At 58.1% G+C, this 20,961-nt stretch carries 19 protein-coding genes; 17 read left to right on the plus strand and 2 right to left on the minus strand.

The genetic code is table 11. From position 1 onward, the window contains the following. Positions 1 to 22: 22 nt before the first annotated feature. Positions 23 to 880: a helix-turn-helix domain-containing protein gene (locus tag VQ071_RS12490; RefSeq protein WP_340514322.1), complete on the minus strand. Its 858-nt coding sequence runs from the start codon at positions 878 to 880 to the stop codon at positions 23 to 25. Between the two features lie 209 nt (positions 881 to 1,089). On the opposite strand from VQ071_RS12490, the gene VQ071_RS12495 reads away from it, so the two are divergent. The 13 genes from VQ071_RS12495 to VQ071_RS12555 all read left to right on the plus strand — a co-directional run bounded on the left by VQ071_RS12495 (position 1,090) and on the right by VQ071_RS12555 (position 14,987). Continuing rightward, complete coding sequence (locus tag VQ071_RS12495) at positions 1,090 to 2,082, plus strand: LacI family DNA-binding transcriptional regulator (protein WP_340514323.1); 993 nt, start codon at positions 1,090 to 1,092, stop codon at positions 2,080 to 2,082. A gap of 10 nt (positions 2,083 to 2,092) precedes the next feature. Continuing rightward, on the plus strand, positions 2,093 to 3,004 hold the full coding sequence (gene rbsK, locus VQ071_RS12500; protein WP_340514324.1) for a ribokinase: 912 nt from the start codon (positions 2,093 to 2,095) through the stop codon (positions 3,002 to 3,004). Beyond that, entirely contained in the window at positions 3,001 to 3,396 is a 396-nt protein-coding gene (gene rbsD / locus VQ071_RS12505) for a D-ribose pyranase (protein WP_340514325.1), read from the plus strand. The genes rbsK and rbsD overlap by 4 nt, the downstream gene beginning before the upstream one ends. Before the next feature lie 204 nt (positions 3,397 to 3,600). Further along, complete coding sequence (locus tag VQ071_RS12510) at positions 3,601 to 5,289, plus strand: extracellular solute-binding protein (RefSeq protein ID WP_340514326.1); 1,689 nt, start codon at positions 3,601 to 3,603, stop codon at positions 5,287 to 5,289. A 77-nt stretch (positions 5,290 to 5,366) separates the two neighbouring features. Then, on the plus strand, positions 5,367 to 6,302 hold the full coding sequence (locus VQ071_RS12515; RefSeq protein ID WP_340514327.1) for an ABC transporter permease: 936 nt from the start codon (positions 5,367 to 5,369) through the stop codon (positions 6,300 to 6,302). 21 nt (positions 6,303 to 6,323) lie between these two features. Next, positions 6,324 to 7,202 carry a carbohydrate ABC transporter permease gene (locus VQ071_RS12520; RefSeq protein ID WP_340514328.1) on the plus strand — a complete coding sequence of 293 codons (879 nt, stop codon included), beginning with the start codon at positions 6,324 to 6,326 and terminating at the stop codon, positions 7,200 to 7,202. A gap of 32 nt (positions 7,203 to 7,234) precedes the next feature. Beyond that, complete coding sequence (locus VQ071_RS12525) at positions 7,235 to 8,170, plus strand: nucleoside hydrolase (protein WP_340514329.1); 936 nt, start codon at positions 7,235 to 7,237, stop codon at positions 8,168 to 8,170. Positions 8,171 to 8,360: 190 nt separating this feature from the next. After that, positions 8,361 to 9,389: an ABC transporter ATP-binding protein gene (locus tag VQ071_RS12530; RefSeq protein ID WP_340514330.1), complete on the plus strand. Its 1,029-nt coding sequence runs from the start codon at positions 8,361 to 8,363 to the stop codon at positions 9,387 to 9,389. Then, the gene (locus tag VQ071_RS12535) at positions 9,382 to 10,356 is read left to right on the plus strand and encodes an ABC transporter ATP-binding protein (protein WP_445293286.1); all 975 of its coding nucleotides are present in this window, start codon (positions 9,382 to 9,384) and stop codon (positions 10,354 to 10,356) included. The genes VQ071_RS12530 and VQ071_RS12535 overlap by 8 nt, the downstream gene beginning before the upstream one ends. 25 nt (positions 10,357 to 10,381) lie before the next feature. Beyond that, positions 10,382 to 12,115 carry an oligopeptide ABC transporter substrate-binding protein gene (gene opp4A, locus VQ071_RS12540; RefSeq protein WP_340514332.1) on the plus strand — a complete coding sequence of 578 codons (1,734 nt, stop codon included), beginning with the start codon at positions 10,382 to 10,384 and terminating at the stop codon, positions 12,113 to 12,115. Between the two features lie 12 nt (positions 12,116 to 12,127). Further along, on the plus strand, positions 12,128 to 13,093 hold the full coding sequence (gene opp4B, locus VQ071_RS12545) for an oligopeptide ABC transporter permease (protein WP_340514333.1): 966 nt from the start codon (positions 12,128 to 12,130) through the stop codon (positions 13,091 to 13,093). 17 nt (positions 13,094 to 13,110) lie between these two features. Then, a complete protein-coding gene (opp4C, locus tag VQ071_RS12550) occupies positions 13,111 to 13,959 on the plus strand; it encodes an oligopeptide ABC transporter permease (RefSeq protein ID WP_340514334.1) in 849 nt (282 codons plus the stop codon). Between the two features lie 164 nt (positions 13,960 to 14,123). Next, the gene (locus VQ071_RS12555; protein ID WP_340514369.1) at positions 14,124 to 14,987 is read left to right on the plus strand and encodes an HD-GYP domain-containing protein; all 864 of its coding nucleotides are present in this window, start codon (positions 14,124 to 14,126) and stop codon (positions 14,985 to 14,987) included. Positions 14,988 to 15,069: 82 nt separating this feature from the next. Here the strand turns inward: VQ071_RS12555 and VQ071_RS12560 are convergent, their stop codons facing one another. Next, positions 15,070 to 15,375 (minus strand): hypothetical protein, encoded by a 306-nt coding sequence (locus VQ071_RS12560; protein WP_340514335.1) that lies wholly within the window; start codon positions 15,373 to 15,375, stop codon positions 15,070 to 15,072. 355 nt (positions 15,376 to 15,730) lie between these two features. Between VQ071_RS12560 and VQ071_RS12565 the strand changes: the two genes are divergently transcribed. From VQ071_RS12565 to VQ071_RS12580, 4 genes are all read left to right on the plus strand, one after another. Next, on the plus strand, positions 15,731 to 16,291 hold the full coding sequence (locus VQ071_RS12565; protein ID WP_340514336.1) for a dihydrofolate reductase family protein: 561 nt from the start codon (positions 15,731 to 15,733) through the stop codon (positions 16,289 to 16,291). A gap of 1,154 nt (positions 16,292 to 17,445) precedes the next feature. Continuing rightward, positions 17,446 to 19,605, plus strand: coding sequence for an ABC transporter transmembrane domain-containing protein (locus VQ071_RS12570; RefSeq protein ID WP_340514337.1), 2,160 nt, complete (start codon positions 17,446 to 17,448; stop codon positions 19,603 to 19,605). Beyond that, complete coding sequence (locus VQ071_RS12575; protein WP_340514338.1) at positions 19,605 to 20,108, plus strand: hypothetical protein; 504 nt, start codon at positions 19,605 to 19,607, stop codon at positions 20,106 to 20,108. The genes VQ071_RS12570 and VQ071_RS12575 overlap by 1 nt, the downstream gene beginning before the upstream one ends. A gap of 224 nt (positions 20,109 to 20,332) precedes the next feature. After that, positions 20,333 to 20,839 (plus strand): hypothetical protein, encoded by a 507-nt coding sequence (locus VQ071_RS12580; RefSeq protein ID WP_340514339.1) that lies wholly within the window; start codon positions 20,333 to 20,335, stop codon positions 20,837 to 20,839. The last annotated feature ends 122 nt before the right edge of the window (positions 20,840 to 20,961 follow it).

Below are 20,961 nucleotides of genomic sequence, written 5' to 3' on the forward strand. Positions count from 1 at the left end.
CACAAAAAAACGAAAGCGCTGTTCATAGCAGCGCCTCGCCGAAGGTCGCGCGCATCGCATCGTGACGGCCGTTCGGGCTTCGCGGGACCCGATGGGGCGGCGCGAGCCGTTCCGTCTGATGCCGCTCGTCGATGCCGATGCGTTGACCCTCCCGGAACCTCCCCGGCGTGAGGCCGGTCTCTCGTTTGAACAGCTTGCAAAACTGCGCGTCCGTGGAAAAACCGGAGCGGATCGCGACCTCCGATACGGACAAGTCGGTGTTGCCGAGCAGATCGGAAGCGCGCTCCACCCGCTTGGACAGCAAATATTGCTGAGGGGATACGCCGGTCTCTTCCTTGAACAAATGGCGGAACCGGTCATAGCTGTAGCCGGACTCGACGGCCAGCGCGTTAAGGTTCAGCTTCTGACCGAAGTGTTCGTCCAGAAACCGGCGGAAGGAGAGCAGCTTTTTGCCATTCGTCTGCAGCGATAGCGTCTCGTGCATCTGGCGGGACAGCTCGACGGCAAGCTGGCCGATCATCTGATCGAGCATGATGGAGTAATGCGTGCGCTTGGCCGTGAATTCGTCATCCAGGGACGATAGAATCGACCATATTCTGGCATCCTTATCCTGGAACATGCCTTCCGGCAGCATCAGCCTGTCGTCGTCGCAAGTGAATCCGATGAACAAAACATCGGTATCCTCCGTCCTTCGCTCGTCGTGCATCGTGCCCGGGCGGATAAGGCTGTATGCGCCTGAGCCGAACAGATACGTATTTTCGCCGATCTCCGTCTGACCTTCTCCGTTGACATAGTAGACCAATTCGTAGCAATTATGAGAATGGTGCGCCACATAAAACTGCTTGGCCCTCACCGATCTGTACAGGAATTCGAATTTCATCCGCGGCGCTCCTCCTCATATGTTAGCCATTTCGTATAATAGGTCGGCCAAATCGTTATAAAAGCGGTTTCATATCAGATGATATGCTAAAAACAGCTCGCAAGCAATATCCCAATCCGAGTGCAAGAGAATCCGTTTCCAACTGAAGGGAAAACGAAATGTGTAACCGGTATGAGAATGCACATTAAAGACGAGAAGGTTGAATGGCATTGGCAACGATCAGAGACGTAAGCAAGCTGGCGGGCGTATCGGTTGCCACCGTATCGCGTGTGCTTAACCGTAAGGGATACGTGGGCGAAAAAACGGAGCAGAACGTCCTGGCGGCGATGAAGGCTCTGAAGTTCCGGCCGGATCATACGGCCAGAAGCCTGGCGGGCAAGGGCTCGTCGACTGTAGGACTCATGATCCCGGACATCCTGAATCCGTTCTTCCCGGAGGTCGCCAGAGCGATCGAGGATGTCGCCAGCGCCAGCGGGTTCAACGTCATGCTGTGCAATACGGTGGGCAGCATGGACAAGGAACGGCGCTACCTGGATATGCTCGCGAGCAAGCGGGTAGACGGAATCATCATCGCCTCGTACACGATCCAGCCGGAGCGGCTGCTCGACTTCATGGACGACATTCCGGTCGTGCTGATCGACAATCCTCTTCCGGATTATCCGTTGATCTCGATTGCCTGCAACAATCGGGACGGCGCGGCTCTGGCGGTCAGACATCTGCTCGAGGAGGGCTGCGTCAAAATCGGGCATATCCGGGGGCCGCTGCAGGTGACTGCGGCGCATGAGCGCAGCCTGGGCTACGAGGAGGCGTGCGGGAGCGCCCCGTGGTTCGTGCCGAGCCTGATCGCGCAGGGGAACTTCCACATCGAGGACGGTCAGCGGGCAATGCTCGAATTGATCGAGCGTCATCCCGACCTGGACGGCGTGTTCGCCGGCAACGATCTGATGGCGATCGGCGCCCTGCAGGCGCTCTACAAGCTCGGCATACAAGTGCCGGAGCAGGTGAAGGTGATCGGATTCGACGGCGTCGCGTTGAACATGAGCGTGCCGGCGCTGACGACGGTTGCGCAGCCGATCTATTCGATCGGGGCGCTGGCGATGGAGCTGCTGCTGCGGCTTATTCGCGGAGAGTCGGCCGAGCGCAAAGTGTACGAGCTGGACGCCAAGTTATTGATTAGAGAAACGACAAGAAAGCTAAGATAGGAGCAAGCATATGAGCAAGCAACCGGTCATCGCTGTCGCAGGAAGCTTCAATATGGATCTGGTCGTGTCGCTGGACCGGCTGCCCCGGCTCGGAGAGACGGTAGCGGGTGAACAAATCCGGTACTTGCCCGGCGGCAAAGGGGCGAATCAAGCGGTCGGCTGTGCGCGGCTCGGAGCGAATACGGTCATGATCGGCGCGCTCGGCGACGATCGGTTCGGGACGGAGATCGCGGCATCGCTCAAGCAGGAAAATATCGATATGGGCGGCGTCGCCTGCGTGGAGGGTGTGCCGACCGGGATCGCCACGATATTGCGCACGCAGGAGGACAACTGCATCGTCGTCGTGCCGGGGGCGAACGAGCGCTGTACGCCGGAGCGGATCGACGAGCATGCCGAGCGCATCCGGCAGGCGGACCTGCTGCTCGTGCAGCTGGAAATACCGCTGGAGTCGGTCGTCCGGGCGATGGAGATCGCGCGTGCGGCCGGGGTGAAGGTCGTGCTCAATCCGGCGCCCGCGCGCACGCTCCCGGAGCATGTGCTCCGGTTGGCGGACTATGTGACGCCGAACGAGACGGAGTTCGAAGCGCTCAGCGGCGCGGATAGCGGATCTGAGGAGCGGCTCCTGCAGGCGATGAGCGATTGGCAGCGCCGGTATGGTCATACGTTGATCGTGACCCGGGGCGAGAAGGGGATGGCGGTCGTGGACGGTGACGGGGCGCAGACGATCGCGGCTCCGAGCGTCAAGGTCGTCGATACGACTGGGGCGGGGGATGCGCTGAACGCCGCGTTAGGCTATGGCATCGCGAGCGGATGGTCGATCGCGGACAGCGCGCGGTTCGCGGTCAAGGCCGCGTCCCTGTCCGTCACCCGCTTCGGGGCGCAGCAGGCGATGCCGTACGGGGACGAGGTGACGAGCCTGTGAAGAAGACGGGAATCTTGAACAGCGAACTGTCCAGCGTCATTGCCGCCGTGGGGCATACGGATCTCATCGTCGTCTGCGACAGCGGATACCCGATTCCGAAGGGGACGCTTCGCATCGATCTGGCGCTGCGCAGAGGAAGCCCCGGCATCGTCGAGACGGTCGCGGAGATGGCGCGCGAGCTTGAGGTGGAGAAGATCACCTTCGCGCTGGAATCCGGGCAGCACTGTGCCGGGTTGATCCGCGAGGTCCAGGCGCTGTTCCCCGGCGCCGGGCACGAAGGAATCGGCCATGACGCATTCAAGGCGCTGGCTGCGCGCGCTGTCGCGATCGTGCGGACCGGCGAATGTATTCCGTACGCCAACGTCATTTTGCATGCCGGCGTCGCGTTCTGAGACGATGCGCAGCGAGAGGAGTGATGTACGACAAAAAAAGCAACTCACTGTATGCGTAGATGACGCCCCCCGATTGTAGCGAATCGAAGGAGCGCCCGCACAAGTCAGTCGCCTTTGAAATCCAGATCTTTTTCATCGTACACCAACATCGGGGTTCAAGCAACAAGCAGCAGCCTATCGCATCTCATCCGGGAGGTCAAACAAATGAAAACGAAAAAATGGCTGAGCCTCACCTTAAGCGCCGCACTGGCCACGGTGTCCCTGTCCGCATGCTCCGGCAATGCCAATAATACGAACGCATCGGCGAGCGGGTCCGCCGCTCCGTCCGCAAGCGCGCCCGCAAGCTCGGGCGCAGACGTCAAGCTGGACCCGGTGACGATCAAGTGGTACGTCAACCTCTCGTGGTGGAAGTATCCGGGCGAGTGGGGCACGGACAAGTTCTCGCAGTTCGTCCGCGACAAGTTCGGCCTCAATATCGAATTCCAGACGCCGGCTGCGGACGACGGCCAGAAGCTCGCTTCGATGATCGCTTCGGCGGACGTGCCCGACCTGATTACGGTCGAAGCCTGGAACAACTCGCAGAAGCCGCTCATTCAGGCCGGTCTCGTGCAGCCGCTCGACGATCTGATCCCGAAGTACGCGCCGACGTTCCGGGACGAGATCTACAACGACGTCTGGAACTGGTACAAAGCCCCGGACGGCAAAAACTACGGACTCCCGAACTACGCCTACTCCAGCGAGCAGTTGAAGCCGGGACAGAAGCTTGAGCCGAACGGCGGGTTCACGCTTCGCAAAGATATTTACGACCAGTTGGGCCGTCCGGACGTCTCTTCGCCGGATCAGTTCCTGTCCGTGCTCGAGCGCGTCAAAAACGAAGTGAAAACGTACGACGGCAAGCCGCTGATCCCGCTGCAGCTGTACGACGGCATCGGCTCGTCGGTCAACTGGCTGATCCAATACTTCAACACGTCGTACGAGGACAAGGACGGGAACTGGGTCGATGTCCGCTTCCAGCCGCATTATTATGAGGCGCTGAAGTTCCTGAACGAGGCCAACAACCGCGGGCTGATCTCGAAGGACAACTTCACGGACACCCGCGACGCCATCAACGAGAAGGTGGCGAGCGGCCGCGTATTTTCCATGATGACGGCGCCGCAGGACTTCTCGAACGCGAACGGACCGATGAGAACGCTGTTCCAGGCGGATAATAAAGCGCAGTACGAGACGTTTGTCCTGAAAAACTACGAAGGCGAAGATCCGGTGCTCCAGGACATTCGCGGCATGGGCTGGCTGCTCACGATGGTCGGCAAAAATACGAAGTACGCGGACCGGATCACGAAGCTGCTGCAGTTCCTGAACAGCGACGAAGGCCAATATATGATTCAGTTCGGCTGGGAAGGCGAGACGTATACGAAGACGTCCGACGGCCTCTATGCGCCAACGCAGGAATATCTGGATCTCAACAAAACCGGCAAGGCAGCTCCGAAATGGGGCATGGGCTTTAACCTGCTGGCCAACTGGCTGACGGTCAAGGATCTGATCCCGCCGCAGACGGACCCGGAGGAAAAGTATCTCCAGGAGTTGAAAAAGCCGCTTGAGCAGTACAGCTACAATCTGATGGCGAATACCAACCGCATCGATTCGGGCGATCCGCGCTGGAACGAGATGAGGCAAAAGGAAATGGAGTTCTCGAACTACTGGAACAAGCAGTTGGTCCGCATGATTACGGCCAAGTCCGAGGCGGATCTGAAAAAAAATTACGACGAATCGCTGGCCCAGTTGAAGAAGATGGGCTGGGAGAAGTGGTACGACTTCCAAAACGAAGGCTATCAAAAAACGAAAGAAATTCTCGGCATGAAAAACGGCTATCCGACAGGCGGCACGAACGAATAAGGACGGCAAGCAGGGCAAGCCGCCGACCAAGCGGCGGCTTGCCTCGCCCCATGCCCGCTCCGAAAGGATGATGGCAGATGAACGCCTCGAAACCCGGCATAGCGCGGAGGATGCTATCGCAGTGGCAACTGCAATTGATGGCGCTCGGCGGCGTCGTGTTCATCGTGATTTTTGCCTACTTGCCGATGGCAGGCATTACGATGGCTTTCAAAAAGATGGATTACTCGTACAATCTGACAAAAGATATTTTTACCGCGCCGTGGGCAGGCTTCGATAATTTCATGAATTTTTTCAACGATTATCAGTTCAAGGACATCTTGTGGAACACGCTGTTTCTGAATTTGATCCAGCTACTGATCAATTTTCCCGCACCGATCGTATTTGCGATACTGATCAACGAAGTGTTCCATACGCGCTTCAAAAAGATCGTGCAGTCGCTCAGCTATTTTCCGCATTTCCTGTCGTGGATCGTGTTCGGCGGCATCGTGCTCAACCTGCTCTCGCAGGACAGCGGCGTCTTGAACCCGGCGCTGAAGACGCTCGGGCTCATTCACGACAACGTCGACTACCTGGGCGATCCGCACAAGTTCTGGGCGATCATCGTCGTCTCGTCACTACTGAAAGGTCTGGGCTGGGGATCGATCATTTATTTGGCGGCGATCACGAGCATCGACACCTCGCTGTACGAAGCCGCGACGATCGACGGCGCCGGCCGTTTCCATAAAATCCGCCACATCACCATCCCGTCCATCTCGGGCACGATAATCGTCTTTTTGCTGCTCACGATCAGCGGGCTGCTGAATTCGTCCTTCGATCAGATCTGGGTGTTCCAGAACAATATGAACCTGGACGGCAGCGAGGTGATCGATACGTATGTGTTCAAGATGGGACTCACGCAGATGCGCTACTCGTATACGACCGCCGTTGGGGTGTTCAAATCCGTCATCGCGCTCGCGCTGCTCGTCACCAGCCACCTCATCAGCAAGCGAGTAGCGGGACGCGGCATTTTCTAATGGCAAAGGAGGTTATCGCGCGTGGTCGGCATAAAAAAGTGGGATGCGTTTTCCATTGTCAATTACGTATTTTTGAGTTTGTTTTGTCTGCTTGCCATCTATCCGATGATCTACGTGCTCGCCGGATCGCTGAACGACGGCAACGACTATATGCGCGGCGGCGTCTATTTCTTTCCTCGTCAGTTCAGTCTGGCCAGCTACAAGATCGTGTTCGGAGACGAACGGCTGTATACGGGCTTTACGATCACCCTGCTGCGGACCGTGCTCGGCACGATCGCCTCCGTGCTGTTCACGGCGATGGTCGCCTATGCGATGTCCAGGCAGAAGCTGGTCGGCCGGAGCGTCTACTCGTGGATTTTTCTGTTTACGATGTTTTTCGGCGGGGGGCTCATCCCGTATTTTCTCGTCCTGAAGTTTCTGCATCTGCTGAACACGTTCTGGGTATTCGTCATTCCGACGATGTTCTCCGTGTTCAACATGATTATTATGCAGAGCTTCTTCCGCGAGCTGCCGGAGGAGATGCTCGAATCGGCGTCGCTCGACGGGGCCGGCGACTTCGGCATGTTCGCGAGACTCGCGCTCCCGCTGTCCATGCCCGTCCTGGCGACCGTCGCGATGTGGAACGGCGTCTGGCACTGGAACGAATTTTACGATGCCATGCTCTTCACCAACAACGACAAGCTGATGACGCTTCAGCTCTATATGATGAAGCTCATCAAAGAATCGGATATGATCTCGGCGAACAGCCAGTTCATCCCGCCGCAAGCCCGGCGGGCATTCAGCGTGACGACGGTGCGGATGGCCGCGATCATCATCAGCACGATACCGATTCTGTTCGTCTATCCGTTCATGCAGCGCTACTTCGTAACCGGCATTATGGTCGGTTCCTTGAAGGGTTAATTAGAGAGGGAAAGGGAGAGGGAGAGAACCAGATGACATATTATGAATTGAGCCAGGAGCTAAGATTGAGCCGCCTGCAGCATCCGAAGCGCCGCGTGCGTATCGCGATGGATACGGATACGTTCAACGAGATCGACGACCAGTTCGCCATCGTCTACGCGCTGTTGTCGCCCGAGGCGGTGGACGTCGAGGCGTTCTACGCGGCGCCATTCCACAACGAGCTGTCCGACGGGCCGGCCGACGGCATGGAGAAAAGCTATCAGGAGCTGCGCAAAATATCGCGGCTGATGGGGACGGAGGAGCGAATCCCGGTGTACCGGGGGTCGACGACTTATCTGCCGGACGCGGGCACGCCGGTCGTCAGCGAAGCGGCCGAGGACCTGGTCAAGCGGGCGCTGGCGTCGCCGGACGACGATCCGCTGTATGTGGTCGCGATCGGCGCGATCACGAACGTGGCGTCCGCGCTGCTGCTGGAGCCGTCCATCGCCCGCAAGATCGTTGTCGTCTGGCTGGGCGGCCATGCGCTTCATTGGCCGGACACGAAGGAGTTCAATCTGTTCCAGGATCTGCACGCCTCCCGCATTATGATGGACAGCGGCGTGCCGCTCGTCCTGCTCCCGGTCGCCGGCGTGTCGTCTCATCTCGTCACGACGCTGTCGGAGCTTCGGGATTATGTGAAGCCGTGCGGGGAGATCGGCGAGTACCTGTACGAGACGTTCCGCAACTGCTCGGCCGACCACTTCGGTTACTCCAGAGTCGTCTGGGACATCGCGGCGATCGCATGGCTCGTGAACGAGAATTGGCTGCCCAGCACGCTTGCGCCGAGTCCCTGGATCAGCGAGGACTTCCGCTGGTCGGCCGACCCGTACCGGCACTTCGTCAAGGTCGCGCAGTTCGCGGACCGCAATGCGGTCTTCCGGGACTTCTTCGGCAAATTGGCCGCCTATAATCGGAACAACGAAGCATAAGTATCGCTTGGTACGTGCAGCTATTGCCGCGCCAGTGGCCAGGGAGGCAGACACAGGAGGTCTGCCTTTTTGGCGTGCCGAGACAAAAGGCGAACGGCAGGTTCGTCTTTTATTGCTTTTACTATTACGACCGGCGCAATATTTGTCGAAATAGAAAGATATATAGGGAATCTCGAGGTGTGCGATAACGATGACGGCTGCGGGTAACCGGCATTTGCTTGAGGTCATCGATCTGCAAGCGGGCTTTGCGATTGGCGGACGTTATTATCCGGCTATCGATCATATATCGCTGCAGGTCGAGCCGGGGAAGGTAACTTGTATCGTCGGCGAATCCGGCAGCGGCAAAAGCGTCCTGGCGCTCTCCATCATGGATCTGCTGCCCAAGGACAACGGCAGACGAACCCAAGGCGAGATTCGGCTAAACGGCCGCAATCTGATGGAATGGTCGGAGGCGGAAATGAACCGCGTGCGGGGCAGGGAAGTCGGGTTCGTGTTCCAGGAGCCGTTGACGGCGCTGAATCCGATTGTGACCGTAGGTTCGCAGATTCAGGAGGCGCTGCGCAATCATAAGCCACTCTCCAGACGGGAGTCGCGCGCACTGACGATCGATCTGCTGCGTCAAGTCGGCATCTTGCGGCCGGAGGCGGTGTTCCATGAATACCCGCATCAGCTGTCGGGCGGCATGCGGCAGCGTGTCATGATCGCCATGGCGATCGCCTGCGAGCCGCAGCTGCTGATCGCGGATGAACCGACGACGGCGCTGGACGTATCCGTTCAGGCGCAGATTCTGGCGCTGTTCAAGTCTTTGCAGCAGCAGCGCGGCATGGCGCTGCTCCTCATCACGCACAACTTAGGCGTCGTGGCCGAGATGGCGGACGAGGTAATCGTGATGTACGCCGGGGAGATTGTGGAGCAGGGCGACGTGGACCGTATTTTCCACGAACCGAAGCATCCTTACTTGCAGCAGTTGCTGCAATTGATACCGCGCCTCGACCGCGAATACGAGCGCTTCGCATCCATCGGCGGGAACGTCCCGTCGCTGCTGCATATGCCGCAGGGCGGCTGCCGGTTCGCCCCGCGCTGTCCGGAGGCGATGGAGCGATGCTTCGCGGAGAAGCCGCAGATGACGGATACGGGCGCGAACCACCTCGTTCGCTGTCTGCTGTATTCGGGCGGCGGTGCGTCCGGCGGGACAGACGGAGGGGATGACGATGACTGAGCGCGAGCCGCCGCTGCTGGAAGTCCGGTCGCTGACCAAGGAATACCCGCTGATCGGCGCGTTCCGCAAGCGAATGGGAACGATCCGCGCGCTTGACGACTTCTCGCTGGCGGTCCGCCAGGGTGAGACGGTCGGATTGGTGGGCGAATCGGGCAGCGGCAAGTCGACGGCCGGTCGCGTCATCGCACGGCTCGTCGAGGCGACTTCCGGGTCGATCGTATTTCAGAATCGGGACATTACGAATGCAACGGGCGCGAAGCTGCGGGGCTGGCGCCGGGACTTGCAGATGATCTTCCAGGACCCCGATACGTCGCTGAACCCGAAGCTGAGGGTCGGCGATATCGTGTCGGAGCCTGTCCGCAACTACACGAGGCTGTCCGGGCGGCAGGCGCAGACGCTGGCGGCGGAGCTGCTGCTTCGGGTCGGCTTGTCCGCCGATGCATGCGCCAAATACCCGCATGAATTTTCGGGCGGCCAGAAGCAGCGGATCGGCATTGCCCGGGCGCTGGCGCTGAACCCCAAGCTTATTGTGGCGGACGAGCCGGTGTCTGCGCTGGACATGTCCGTGCAGGCCCAGGTGCTGAACCTGATGCGGGATCTTCAGCAGGAGAGCGGTTTGTCCTACCTGTTTATTAGCCACGATCTGAGCATTGTGCACGCGATCAGCGACCGGATCGGGGTCATGTACGCCGGCCGGCTGATCGAGTGGGCGGACAAGCGGAGCCTGTATCGGACGCCGCTTCATCCGTATACGCAGCAATTGATCGCGGCGATACCGGTGCCCGACCCGCGTCTGCGAGCGAACCGGATCGTGCCGCAGGACGAGCCGCCCGGTCCGGCGCCGCGCATGTCCGGCTGCGCCTTCCGGGCACGCTGCGGGTTCGCCAAGCCGGCTTGCGCCGAGATCGTGCCTTCGCTGAAGCCCGCTGCGGCGGACCACCAGGTAGCGTGCCATTTATACGATTAACAAGTGTCTGAGAGGGAGATATCGGTTGAACAAATTGCGAATCGGATTGCTGACTATTGTACTTGCAATGACCTGGGTGCTGACAGGGTGCCAGGAAGAGAAGACGCCGGCCGCGTCCGGAACCGCGTCGGCTGCCGCCGCCTCGCCTGCGGCTGCGGCGGGCGAGCCCGTCTACGGGGGAACCGTCACCTACGCGTACGATCAACCGTTCCAGGGCGTGCTCGAGCCTGCGCTTTTTTCGGATAACGGAGACAATCTCATTCTGAATATGATCTCGGAGCCGATGTTCGCCACGGGAGACGATCTCAAGACATACCCCGATCTGGCCACCTGGACGGAGTCGGACGACCATCTCACCTTCACCTTCAAGATCAAGGAGGGCGTGAAGTGGCACAACGGCGACGAATTGACGGCCGAGGACTGGAAGTTCGCGCTGGAGACGATCGCGAACAAGGATTCGGACAGCCCGCGCTGGGACAATGTCAGCATGATCGCCGGCGCCGAATCGTATCGCAACAAAGAGGCGGCCGACATCTCGGGCATCCGGATTATCGATCCGCATACGATCGCCATCACGGTGACCGAAGCCGCGCCCAACATACTCGGCACGCTGTGGGCCTACCCGATGCCGCAAAAGTATTATGCGGGCATCGAGCCGGGACAACTGGCGGCCGCCGCTCAAGTCCGCACGAGCCCGATCGGGCTCGGCCCCTTCAAGGTGAAGAAGGTGCAGACGGGCGAATATGTAGAGCTGACGAGGAACGACGATTACTGGAAGGGCAAGCCTTATCTGGACGGCGTCGTGTTCAAGACGATTGACGGCAGTCTGGCGACAAGCCTGCTGGGCAACGGCGAAGTGGACGTGATGACGCTGCCGAACAGCCAGTACAAGGATGCGCAGAAGCTGGGCAACGTCGAGCTGATCGAGCAGAACAGCTTGTCCTACAATTATATCGGCTTCAAAATGGGCAAGTGGGATGCGGCCGGCGAACAGAACGTCATGAACAACCCGAAGTTCGCGGACAAGCGGCTTCGCCAGGCGATGGCGTACGCCATCGACCGCGTCAAGCTGATCGATGCCTTCTACAACGGGCTGGGGACGCCGATCGCCGTGCCGATGCCGGAGGTCAGTTGGGCCAAAATACCGGACGAGCAGATCGACATGTACGGCTACAATCCGGACAAGGCCAGGCAGCTGCTCGACGAGGCGGGCTACAAGGATGTCGACGGAGACGGCTTCCGCGAAGATGCGAGCGGCCGGAAGCTGACGATCGGCTACGACGCCATGTCCGGCAGCGAGATCGACGAGCCGATGGCGCAGGCGATGCTGCAATTTTGGCAGGACATCGGATTAAACGTCAAGCTGAACGGCGGCGCGCTGAAGGAATTCGACGCCTTCTACACGGCGGTCGAAGCGGACGATCCTTCCGTCGAATTGTTCTCGGCTGCGTGGGGGCTCGGCAGCGATCCGGACCCGACCGGCCTGTGGCGCTCGAACGACGAATGGAACTATCCGCGCTGGGTCAACCCCGAATCGGACCGCTTGATCGCAGAAGGTACAAGCGCCAAGGCGATGGACGAGCAGTACCGCAAGCAGATTTACTACGATTGGCAGAAGCTGGTCAACGACGAACTGCCGATGATTTTCCTGTACACGCCCGTCGACGTGACGGCGAAGAGCAAACGCCTGCAAGGCGTTCATACGAATGCCTTCACCAATCAGGTCGATATGGACAAATGGTGGGTGATTCCTTCTTAAGGAGCTGCGTTCATGCTTGTTTACACGATCCGGCGTATGCTCGGCATGATTCCTCTGCTGATGCTGATCTCCATCGTCGTCTTCGCGCTGGCGAAGCTGATGCCGGGCGATGCGCTGACGGGCAGAATCGATCCGAAAAACGCATCCCCGCAATACATTGCGGAGATGCGGGAGAAGCTCGGCTACAACAAACCGCTTGTCTGGCAATACGGGCACTGGATCAAAGGGGTCGCGCGAGGCGATTTGGGGCAGTCCGTCGTTCATAAGAAGCCCGTAGGCGAGATCATCGCCGAGCGCCTTCCCAACACGCTGCTGTTGATGGGGCTCTCGCTATTCATTACATATGCGGCGGCCATCGTGATGGGCGTCTATGCGGGCAAACGTCCGGGGTCGCCGGCAGATTACGCCATTACAGTGTTAAACTATATCGGCTATGCCGTCCCCGGCTTTGTAGCGTCGATCGCGGCCATCTATTTGTTTTCGTTCAAGCTGGGCTGGGTGCCGGCCAGCGGCTCCGTCGGCATCGGGCTGGACGACGGCTCGCTGTCTTATTATGTCAGCAAAATCAAATATGCGATTTTGCCCGCGTTGGTGCTCGGCCTGTTCAGCACGGCCGCCTATACGCAGTTTTTGCGCAATGAAATGATCGATAACGGCCGCAAGGATTATGTCCGCACGGCCAGGGCGAAAGGAACGAAGCCGTCGCGTATCGATCGCGTTCATATTTTCCGGAACTCGCTCCTTCCGCTGATTACCTTCCTCGGCTTCGACATCGGCGCGCTGCTCGGCGGAGCGGTCGTCATCGAGACGATTTTTACCTATCCGGGCATTGGCCAGTTGGTCGTGCAATCTGTGAACAGCCGCGATTATTCGGTGCTGATGGCGCTCACGATGCTGCTGTCGTGTATGACGCTTGTCGGCAATCTGGCAGCGGATCTGATCTACAGCCTCGTCGACCCGCGTATTCGAATTCAATAAACGGAGGGCAGATGCAGGTGAAAGTGACGGGTATGCAGCAGCTTGTTCGCGATTTTGCCGCCCGCAAGCCGGCTATCGTCTCTTTAATTTTTCTCGTGGCGGTGGCGGCTTGCTGCTGGTGCGCGCCTTATCTGACGCCGTTCGATCCGATCCGGATCAACCTGGATGCGATCAACCGGCCGCCCTCCGTCCACCATTGGCTCGGCACGGACAAGGGCGGGAGGGATATTGCCGCGCGTCTGCTGTACGGCGGCGCCGTGACGCTGAAGATCTCATTTTCCATCACGCTGATCATCACGCTGATCGGTACTTGCATCGGCATGGCGGCCGGGTATTATGGCGGATGGCTGGGTGGCGCGCTCATGCGCTTTACCGATTTTATGCTCGTTTTTCCGCTGTTGATTGGCGTCATTGTGCTGAAGACGCTGGTGAAGGAAGCGAGCGTCACGGTATTGATCCTGACGATCGGCTTGCTCGGCTGGGGCGTATGCGCGAGGCTTGTGCGAGGCAAAGTGCTGGCGGAGAAGGAGCACGAGTACATTGTGGCGGCCGTGTCGATCGGCTGCCCTCCGTATAAGGTCATTTGGAAACACCTGCTGCCGAATATCGTGTCGACGATTGTGGTCCAGGCGATTGTGGTGGCGGCCTCCATGATTACCGTCGAGACCTCGCTCAGCTTTTTGGGCTTCGGCGTCCCTGCCAACGTCCCGAGTTGGGGGAGTATGGTGTCGGATGCCATTCGGCCCGAAGTGCTCGCGCATCAATGGTGGATTTGGCTGCCGGCCGGCTTGCTCATCACGCTGACGATTTTGGCGCTCAACTTTATCGGAGAGGGTGTCAAGGGGGCATTCGAGCCTCGCAAATGAAGGCGCGATCTCGTTGCTATCGAATGGCGGATACGATAGAATAGCATACAATCAAGGCGATACGCTTTAACGCGGCATTGCGGCGGTTGCCTTCTGGAGGGAAGCGCATGGAAGACCGGGCATCCGGGTTAGTGATTCGACGCCACAACCAACCTTTGGAGAAGGTGACGTTGACCAACAGCGGTCTCGAGCTGATGCTGATCTCTTCCGGGGACGGCACCGAAGTGATTCATCATCGCCTGACGGCCGGCAGCCGCTGGGCGCTGTCTCCTGCGGACGGCTGGGAAGCGCTGGAGTTTGTTTACGTTCTATCCGGTTCGCTCATGTGGCAGTCCCCCCTCGGCAACCGCGTTCTGCAGCGCGGAGATTCGATATCGGCGCAGCCGGTCAAGCGCGAAGCGATTTTCGTGGCGCAAACCGAGTGCGAATTTCTGTATGTCGCATCCCAGCCTGTATTTTACCATTACAGCGAGAATGCCAAAGAGCTGATGCGGCTCGCAGTCGATATCGAACAGAAAGACGGCTATACCGCCGATCACTGCTACAACATTATGAAGCTGTCGATGATGGTCGGAGAGAGCATGGGATTGTCTCCCACGCAGCTCATGGATTTGAATTACGGCTCGTTTTTCCACGATATCGGCAAGACCAAGGTGCCGGAGAGCATCTTGGGCAAGCCGGGCAAGCTGACGAACGAAGAATACGAGATTATGAAAATGCACACGACCGAAGGCCGGGAGATTCTTCGCGCTACGGGGTTGTCCAATTTGGAGACGGCGGGCATTATTGTCGAGCAGCACCATGAACGCTTTGACGGCAGCGGTTATCCTTTCCGCCTGAAGGGCGGCGACACTCATATTTGCTCGTCGATTGTAGCGGTCGTCGATTCCTATGATGCGATCACGGCCAAGCGCGTCTACAAGGAAGCCGTGCCCAAGGAGGATGCGCTTGCCGAACTGGAGCGATCCCGGGACAAATATCACCCCGACGTGATGGCCGCTTTTTTTAAACTGGCCGAGCAGCTATAAAAAAAGAAAAACCTGTTTGTCTGCCGGCGCTCCTGTTAGAAGAAGCGGCGGGAAGACAAACAGGTTTTTTTGTATGCAGTCTTTATTTCTTTTTGTTGATCAGCGCCACAGGCGGATCGATCGCGAGCAAGGAGACGCCATTCAGTTCAACCATGGCATAGGAATGATCGATCGACAGTCCCGTCAGATCGGTTACCGTCTGGTGAACAGACTCTTGCAGGTTGAATGTAGCGTCGCCCAAAGCGCTGGACGGCTGGATGACTTTCGGGAGCAAGTTGAGTCCGACGACAAGATTGTTGCTCGGATTGTAAGCGGCAAAGGCGCCTCCGACCCACAGCGTTTGGCCCAAAAGGCCTGCGGCGACCAGCGCCGTTAATTTCTTTTTCATGATAGCCTCCTGCATTGATATTATTGGAAGGGTGAAGGACGAAGTTCATGGCAGGATAGCTATTCATGGTGCCATCCTGGTGCTTGGTGCCTAGTTTCGAGCTTTTTTGCATGAAAAATATGGGATAATTCTACCATGCGCACCTGGGCGAGTCAATAGATAACGAGAGAGGAAATGCTAACGATTCAGGAGCTTTTTGTTTGATTGGGAAGTGTAAGGTGTTGCGTGAGCGCCATACATGGCTAACGGGCAGTTTAAATTCGCAATCCATAAGAAACAACCCAAGCTGAAATATGCTAAGCTGATTTGGAGAAAGTCGAATGGAACAATTTAATTATAGGAGGGCGTTATTAAAATGGCAAAACTGATCTACGCTAATAACATATCTTTGGACGGATACATTGAGGACGAGCGCGGCAATTTCGATTGGGGGATATCCAATGACGAGACGTATGCGTTCTGGACTGGCTTCCAGCGGCCGATCGGCACCTTCCTATACGGGCGTCGACTCTACGAGAACATGGTATACTGGGAGACGGCTGACGCAGGCAGTGATCAACCGGAGATCAAGCAGGAATTCGCGCGAACCTGGAGAGCGGCAGAGAAGATTGTATATTCCCGGACGCTTCAGGCAGTGTCAAGCGCTAGCACCAGGATAGAGCGCGAATTCGATGCTGAGGCGATCCGAAGGCTTAAGGAGTCTTCTGTAGCCGACATTTCAATTGGCGGACCCGAGCTTGCCGGGCAGGCGATGAGCGCGGGACTGATCGACGAGTGTCATCTGCTTCTGAATCCGATTGTCTTGGGTGGAGGAAAGCGAGCATTGCCGAACAACCTCGGCATGCGGCTTGAGCTGCTCGATGAGCACCGCTTCCAAGGCGGCGTGGTTCATCTTCACTACCGCGTGATCGTCTGACCGCGACGATAGAGTGAAATTCAGGAGATATGCTTTCGGACTTACTGTAATCAAGTCAAATTACGAAGCTGGAAGTTATGAGCGGCTTCCATTTTTGAACTAACGTGACGGCACCATCCTCATTAGTTTGATACGATGCAGTTGTATTGTACAGAAAAAACTTCTGCTCAGAGAGAGCAGAAGTTTTTCTGTACAATCATAGATTTATTTTAATCATGCAATGAAACGTCCGATTTTCAGGCAGTTAATCAAATCAAATTCAACTAGATAAAGGGTGGAGTAAGGATTTCATTTACGATTGTATTGACGTTGCTTGCGGACAATAATACCTGGTCCAACTCATGATTACTTGCTACAAGCTTGTTCGACAATGTTTCATTTAGAATAATTTCGTGTTTGCGTTTTCTGTATAACCTTCGGTACGAACTGTTGACTTGCTTGCGGGATGTAGTATAAAGCCAAGCCTCGATGTTAGGGTGGGTTTTTAATTTGTGCTTGAACCTGAGCAAAAGTATTTTGAGTACATTCTTCTGCGATAGTCACTCATGCCCCCCATATAATTTGAGCCTCCTCCACGTAGGTACGAAATAACCCAAATAGTACTCAAAATAAAGCTCTCGTATCTTACGGAAAGTATATTTTCCCATATGTAAATGGTTGGAAGTAAATAGATAAAAATTACCTTTGATGATTTCCCGAGACGCCTTGTGGCACTAAGAAAGTGGGGCATAAAACGCCGAAACCCCTTGATTTTGTAGGTTTTTGGCGGTTTTTTGGTTCCCCTAAAGGGACATCGTTTCCGCTTGGTTCCCTTTAGCACGCTAGTTTCAGGTTCCAGTGGGCTAACCCCCCGTGGAGGTTCGAGTCCTCTCGACCGCACACCCTAACAATGAATAAGCTCTTGAATCGGTCCTTGTGACGGTTCAGGAGCTTTTTGGCACTATAGTCGTTGATATAGTAAGAACTGCAACGCCAACATCGTCCCCGTCATCAAGGATCATCCCCCGAATACCTACATTTTTCCGCAATTGCCCGCTCAAACCTGACATGAAGCGCTTTCTTTTCAGTTTTCTACATAGCTCGAAGCGGTACAATGAGTGTCAAACCGCCCAAATGCGGCGTCACAAAATCGCAGAAGAAGAGGAGTCCGGAGTATGGGGCTATGGAAAATCATCGCCGCCGCGGCGCGCTCGTCTCCGCTGTTCGTCTCGCTTATGATGGCCGCCGGCTTGTGCGATCTCCTGTTCCGCTACCTGACCTCTCTCAGCTTTCAATATTTGCTCGACCGGGCGCTGCTGCCGCGAAGCGGCGAAGCGCTCGCCATGATCGTCGGCGCGCTCATCCTGCTCGGGGTGCTCAACGTCGCGGCCGGCCTGACCGGCGACTACGCGGGCGCCCGGCTCGGCACGAGCCTGCTGGTCGAGCATCGGCTGCGCTTGTTCAAGCATATGCAGCTCCAATCGAAGCGCTTCTATGACCGATTCGGCATCGGCGATCTGCTTGCCCGCTATTCCGACGATATTCCCGCGGTTCAGGCCGCCGTCCTGCAAACGTTCAGAGGCTTGTTTTTATCGACGGTCGGCGCGCTGATCGGTCTGGCGATTCTGCTGACGATGGAATGGAGACTGACGCTCGCGGCACTGGTCGGGGCGCTTGTCCTGTTTCTGCCTTACCGGCTGCTCAAAAGTCGCTCGATCGCCTTAAACAGTTCCTATTTGCAGGAGCTCGAACGATTCAACGGCATGCTGGACGAAAATATCAAAGCGTTCCCGGTAATCCGTGCCTTTAATTTGCGCGGCCGTATGCTCGCGAGGGTGGAGGAGGTGCTCGGCACGATGGCGCGCATCGGCGCGAGCCGGAATTTCGTCGCCGCGAATATGACGCGTCTGCCGTATTTGGCGATGTCGATCCTGACGGCGGTTATTCTCGCTTACGGCGGCTGGCTGACGTTCGACGGACGACTGACGATCGGCGAGTTCATCGCGTTCAACTCGGTATTCGCGACGGCGGGTCAATCGATCTTCGGGATCACCGCGGCACTGCCCTATTATTTGACGGCGCGCACAAGTCTGGAGCGGCTGGGGCAGGCGCTCGACTGGCAGCCCGAAGTCGATGAACGGGGGGAGCGCGAGCTGCCGCCGATCCGTTCGCTGCTGTCCTTGCGCGCCGTGACGTTCGCCTACGAGCCGGGCGCGCCGGCGCTGAAGTCGATCACCGTCGATATTCCGCTGCGGGGCTGCACGTCCATCGTCGGACCGAGCGGATCGGGCAAGAGCACGGTGCTGCAGTTGCTGCTGCGCTTCGCCGATCCGCAAGACGGCTGCGTGGCCTACGACGGGCAAAATATTCGTGAAGTGCGCTACGATTCGCTGCTGCGGCAGACGGCGGTCGTCTTTCAGGATTCGGTGCTGCTGCACGGCACGATCCGCGACAATATCGCCGTCGGCAAGCCGGACGCAACGGACGCGGAGATCGAAGTGGCGGCGCGGGCGGCGGGCGTACACGAGACGATCGCTGGCTTCCGCGACGGCTACGCTACGGTCGTTCGCAACTACGGGGACAACCTCTCCGGCGGGCAGCGACAGCGGATCGCGCTGGCCCGGGCGCTCGTGCGCGAGCCGGGCGTGCTGTTCCTCGACGAAGCGACGTCGGCGCTCGATCCGGATACGGAACGCGCCGTGAGCGAGACCATCCTGGCGCTCGGCAGGTCGCGGCCGATCGTCTCGGTGACGCATCGGCTTGCTTATGCGGCGCAGTCCGATTATATCCTTGTGCTCGATCGGGGGACGCTGGCCGAGCAAGGAACGCACGAGCAGCTGCTCGCGCAGGACGGCTTGTATCGCCGGATGTGGGATAAGCAGCAAGGCTTCGTGCTGACGCCGGGAGGCGCCGGCGCGCAAGTGGAGCCGGCGCGGCTCGGCAGGCTGCCTTTTTTCCGCGGCATCGAGCGGACTGCGCTGGAGCGATTGGCTACGCTGTTCGTCGCCGAGCCGTTCGCTCCGGGCGCAACCGTGGTCGAGCAGGGGGACAGCGGGGACAAGTTTTATTTGATCGCCAGAGGCAAGGTGGACGTCTTCGTCGCCGCTGCCGGCGATTCCCGGCGCAAGGTCGCCGCGCTTGAGGATGGCGATCATTTCGGGGAGATCGCGCTGATGGCGCATATCCCGAGAACGGCAACCGTCGTGACAGCGACCCCTTGTCTGCTTTTGTCGCTGTCGTACGATCATTTTCATCCGCTGCTCGAGCAGTATCCGGCTATTCGGAAAACGCTGGAAAGCTCGCTTGAATCCAGAATGCGGGGGAGGGAATCGTGATGCTGAGCTGGAGAGTCGCCGATACGCAGCCGCTGCAGGAGGAAGGCGTACGATTTCTGTGCCGGCATGCCGACAAGCTCGGCGTCCCGTACAACTGGAGTACGATCGTCCACTCGCTTTATGCGGCGATACGCGATGACGGCTTGCTGCTGGCGATGGACGGAGATGGGAACATGCGCGGAGCGATCGCCTGCGCGCTCGGCACGGGCGAGGATAATTATGCCGACCGCGGGCGGATGGAGGTTCATCTGCTCTATCTCGACGAGCGCGCGCGAAGCGGCAGGGAGCCGGTCGGGGCGATCGCGGCGCTCGTCGAGCGCGAGCTCGAATGGCCCCGGCCGCTGGAGGCGATCGGCTTTTACGCCGCGCCCGAGGAACGTCTGAGGAAGCTGTTCGGCAAACTCGCCGACCTCGACCATACGAGAGAGCATCGCTGCGGCCCGCTGGACTTTTACTGGACGACCCCGGCCCGCTTGAGAGCCTTCGTCGGCCGCGCGAAATGACGAAGACCGGCATCGCTGCCGGTCCCCGATCCAGGCTTATTGCTTGTCATTGTCGTTGCCGCCCGACTCGCGCGGGGAGGTCAGCGGAGGCGCGTTGACACCGGATTGTCCCATGTGGATTCATCTCCTTTGTCGAATTTACGATAAATATAAACGAAATTACTGTTAATTACAAGAATAAAATGAAAATATTTCTAAAATAAAAATAGAGGGAGGATGAACAAATGGTGCGGATCGAGGTGTGCGCGACGACAAGCCAGTGGAGCCGGTACACCGAGTTCTATATCGGGCATCGAACGAGCATCGTACCCGGTTACCCGGTCGCGCTCGCCTTGAAGGATGTCCGCGATACGATGAGGCAAGGGCGCGGCGGTCTGCTGACGAACGAAGCGGACGAGGCGATCGGCATCGGCAGCTTCGTGCTCGGACTTGCGGAGGAAGGGTTCGGACGCAAGGAGATCGCGGTGCTCGGCAACAGCTTCTTCACGGAGCGTTACCGGGGGAGCCGGACGTTCTTCCGCGGCCTGCAGGCGCTCTCCGTGCAGATTGCGGAGGCGAATCCGGATGCGGCGGAAGTACGGATTCCGACGGCGGCGGACAACGCTTATACGAACCGGCTGTACGGCAAGCTGGCGAAGCTCTCCGGATCTCGGGAGACCGACTATGGCACGGTGAACGTCTATTCGCTGCCCTATGCCGACTTTGCCGCTTTTTGCCGCCGATATTCATGACTGGAGAGCGACGGATGAGCCGGCGAAAAAACGCGGTGGCTGCCGATTGCATTTCAATCGCTGTGCGTGCTGTTTGCGCCCGTCCGGCTGTTCGTCGCGGCGAAATAGCATAACATGGCCTG

Origin of the sequence: Cohnella sp. 56 (assembly GCF_037963805.1) — a bacterium.
Classification (GTDB): Bacteria; Bacillota; Bacilli; order Paenibacillales; family Paenibacillaceae; genus Cohnella.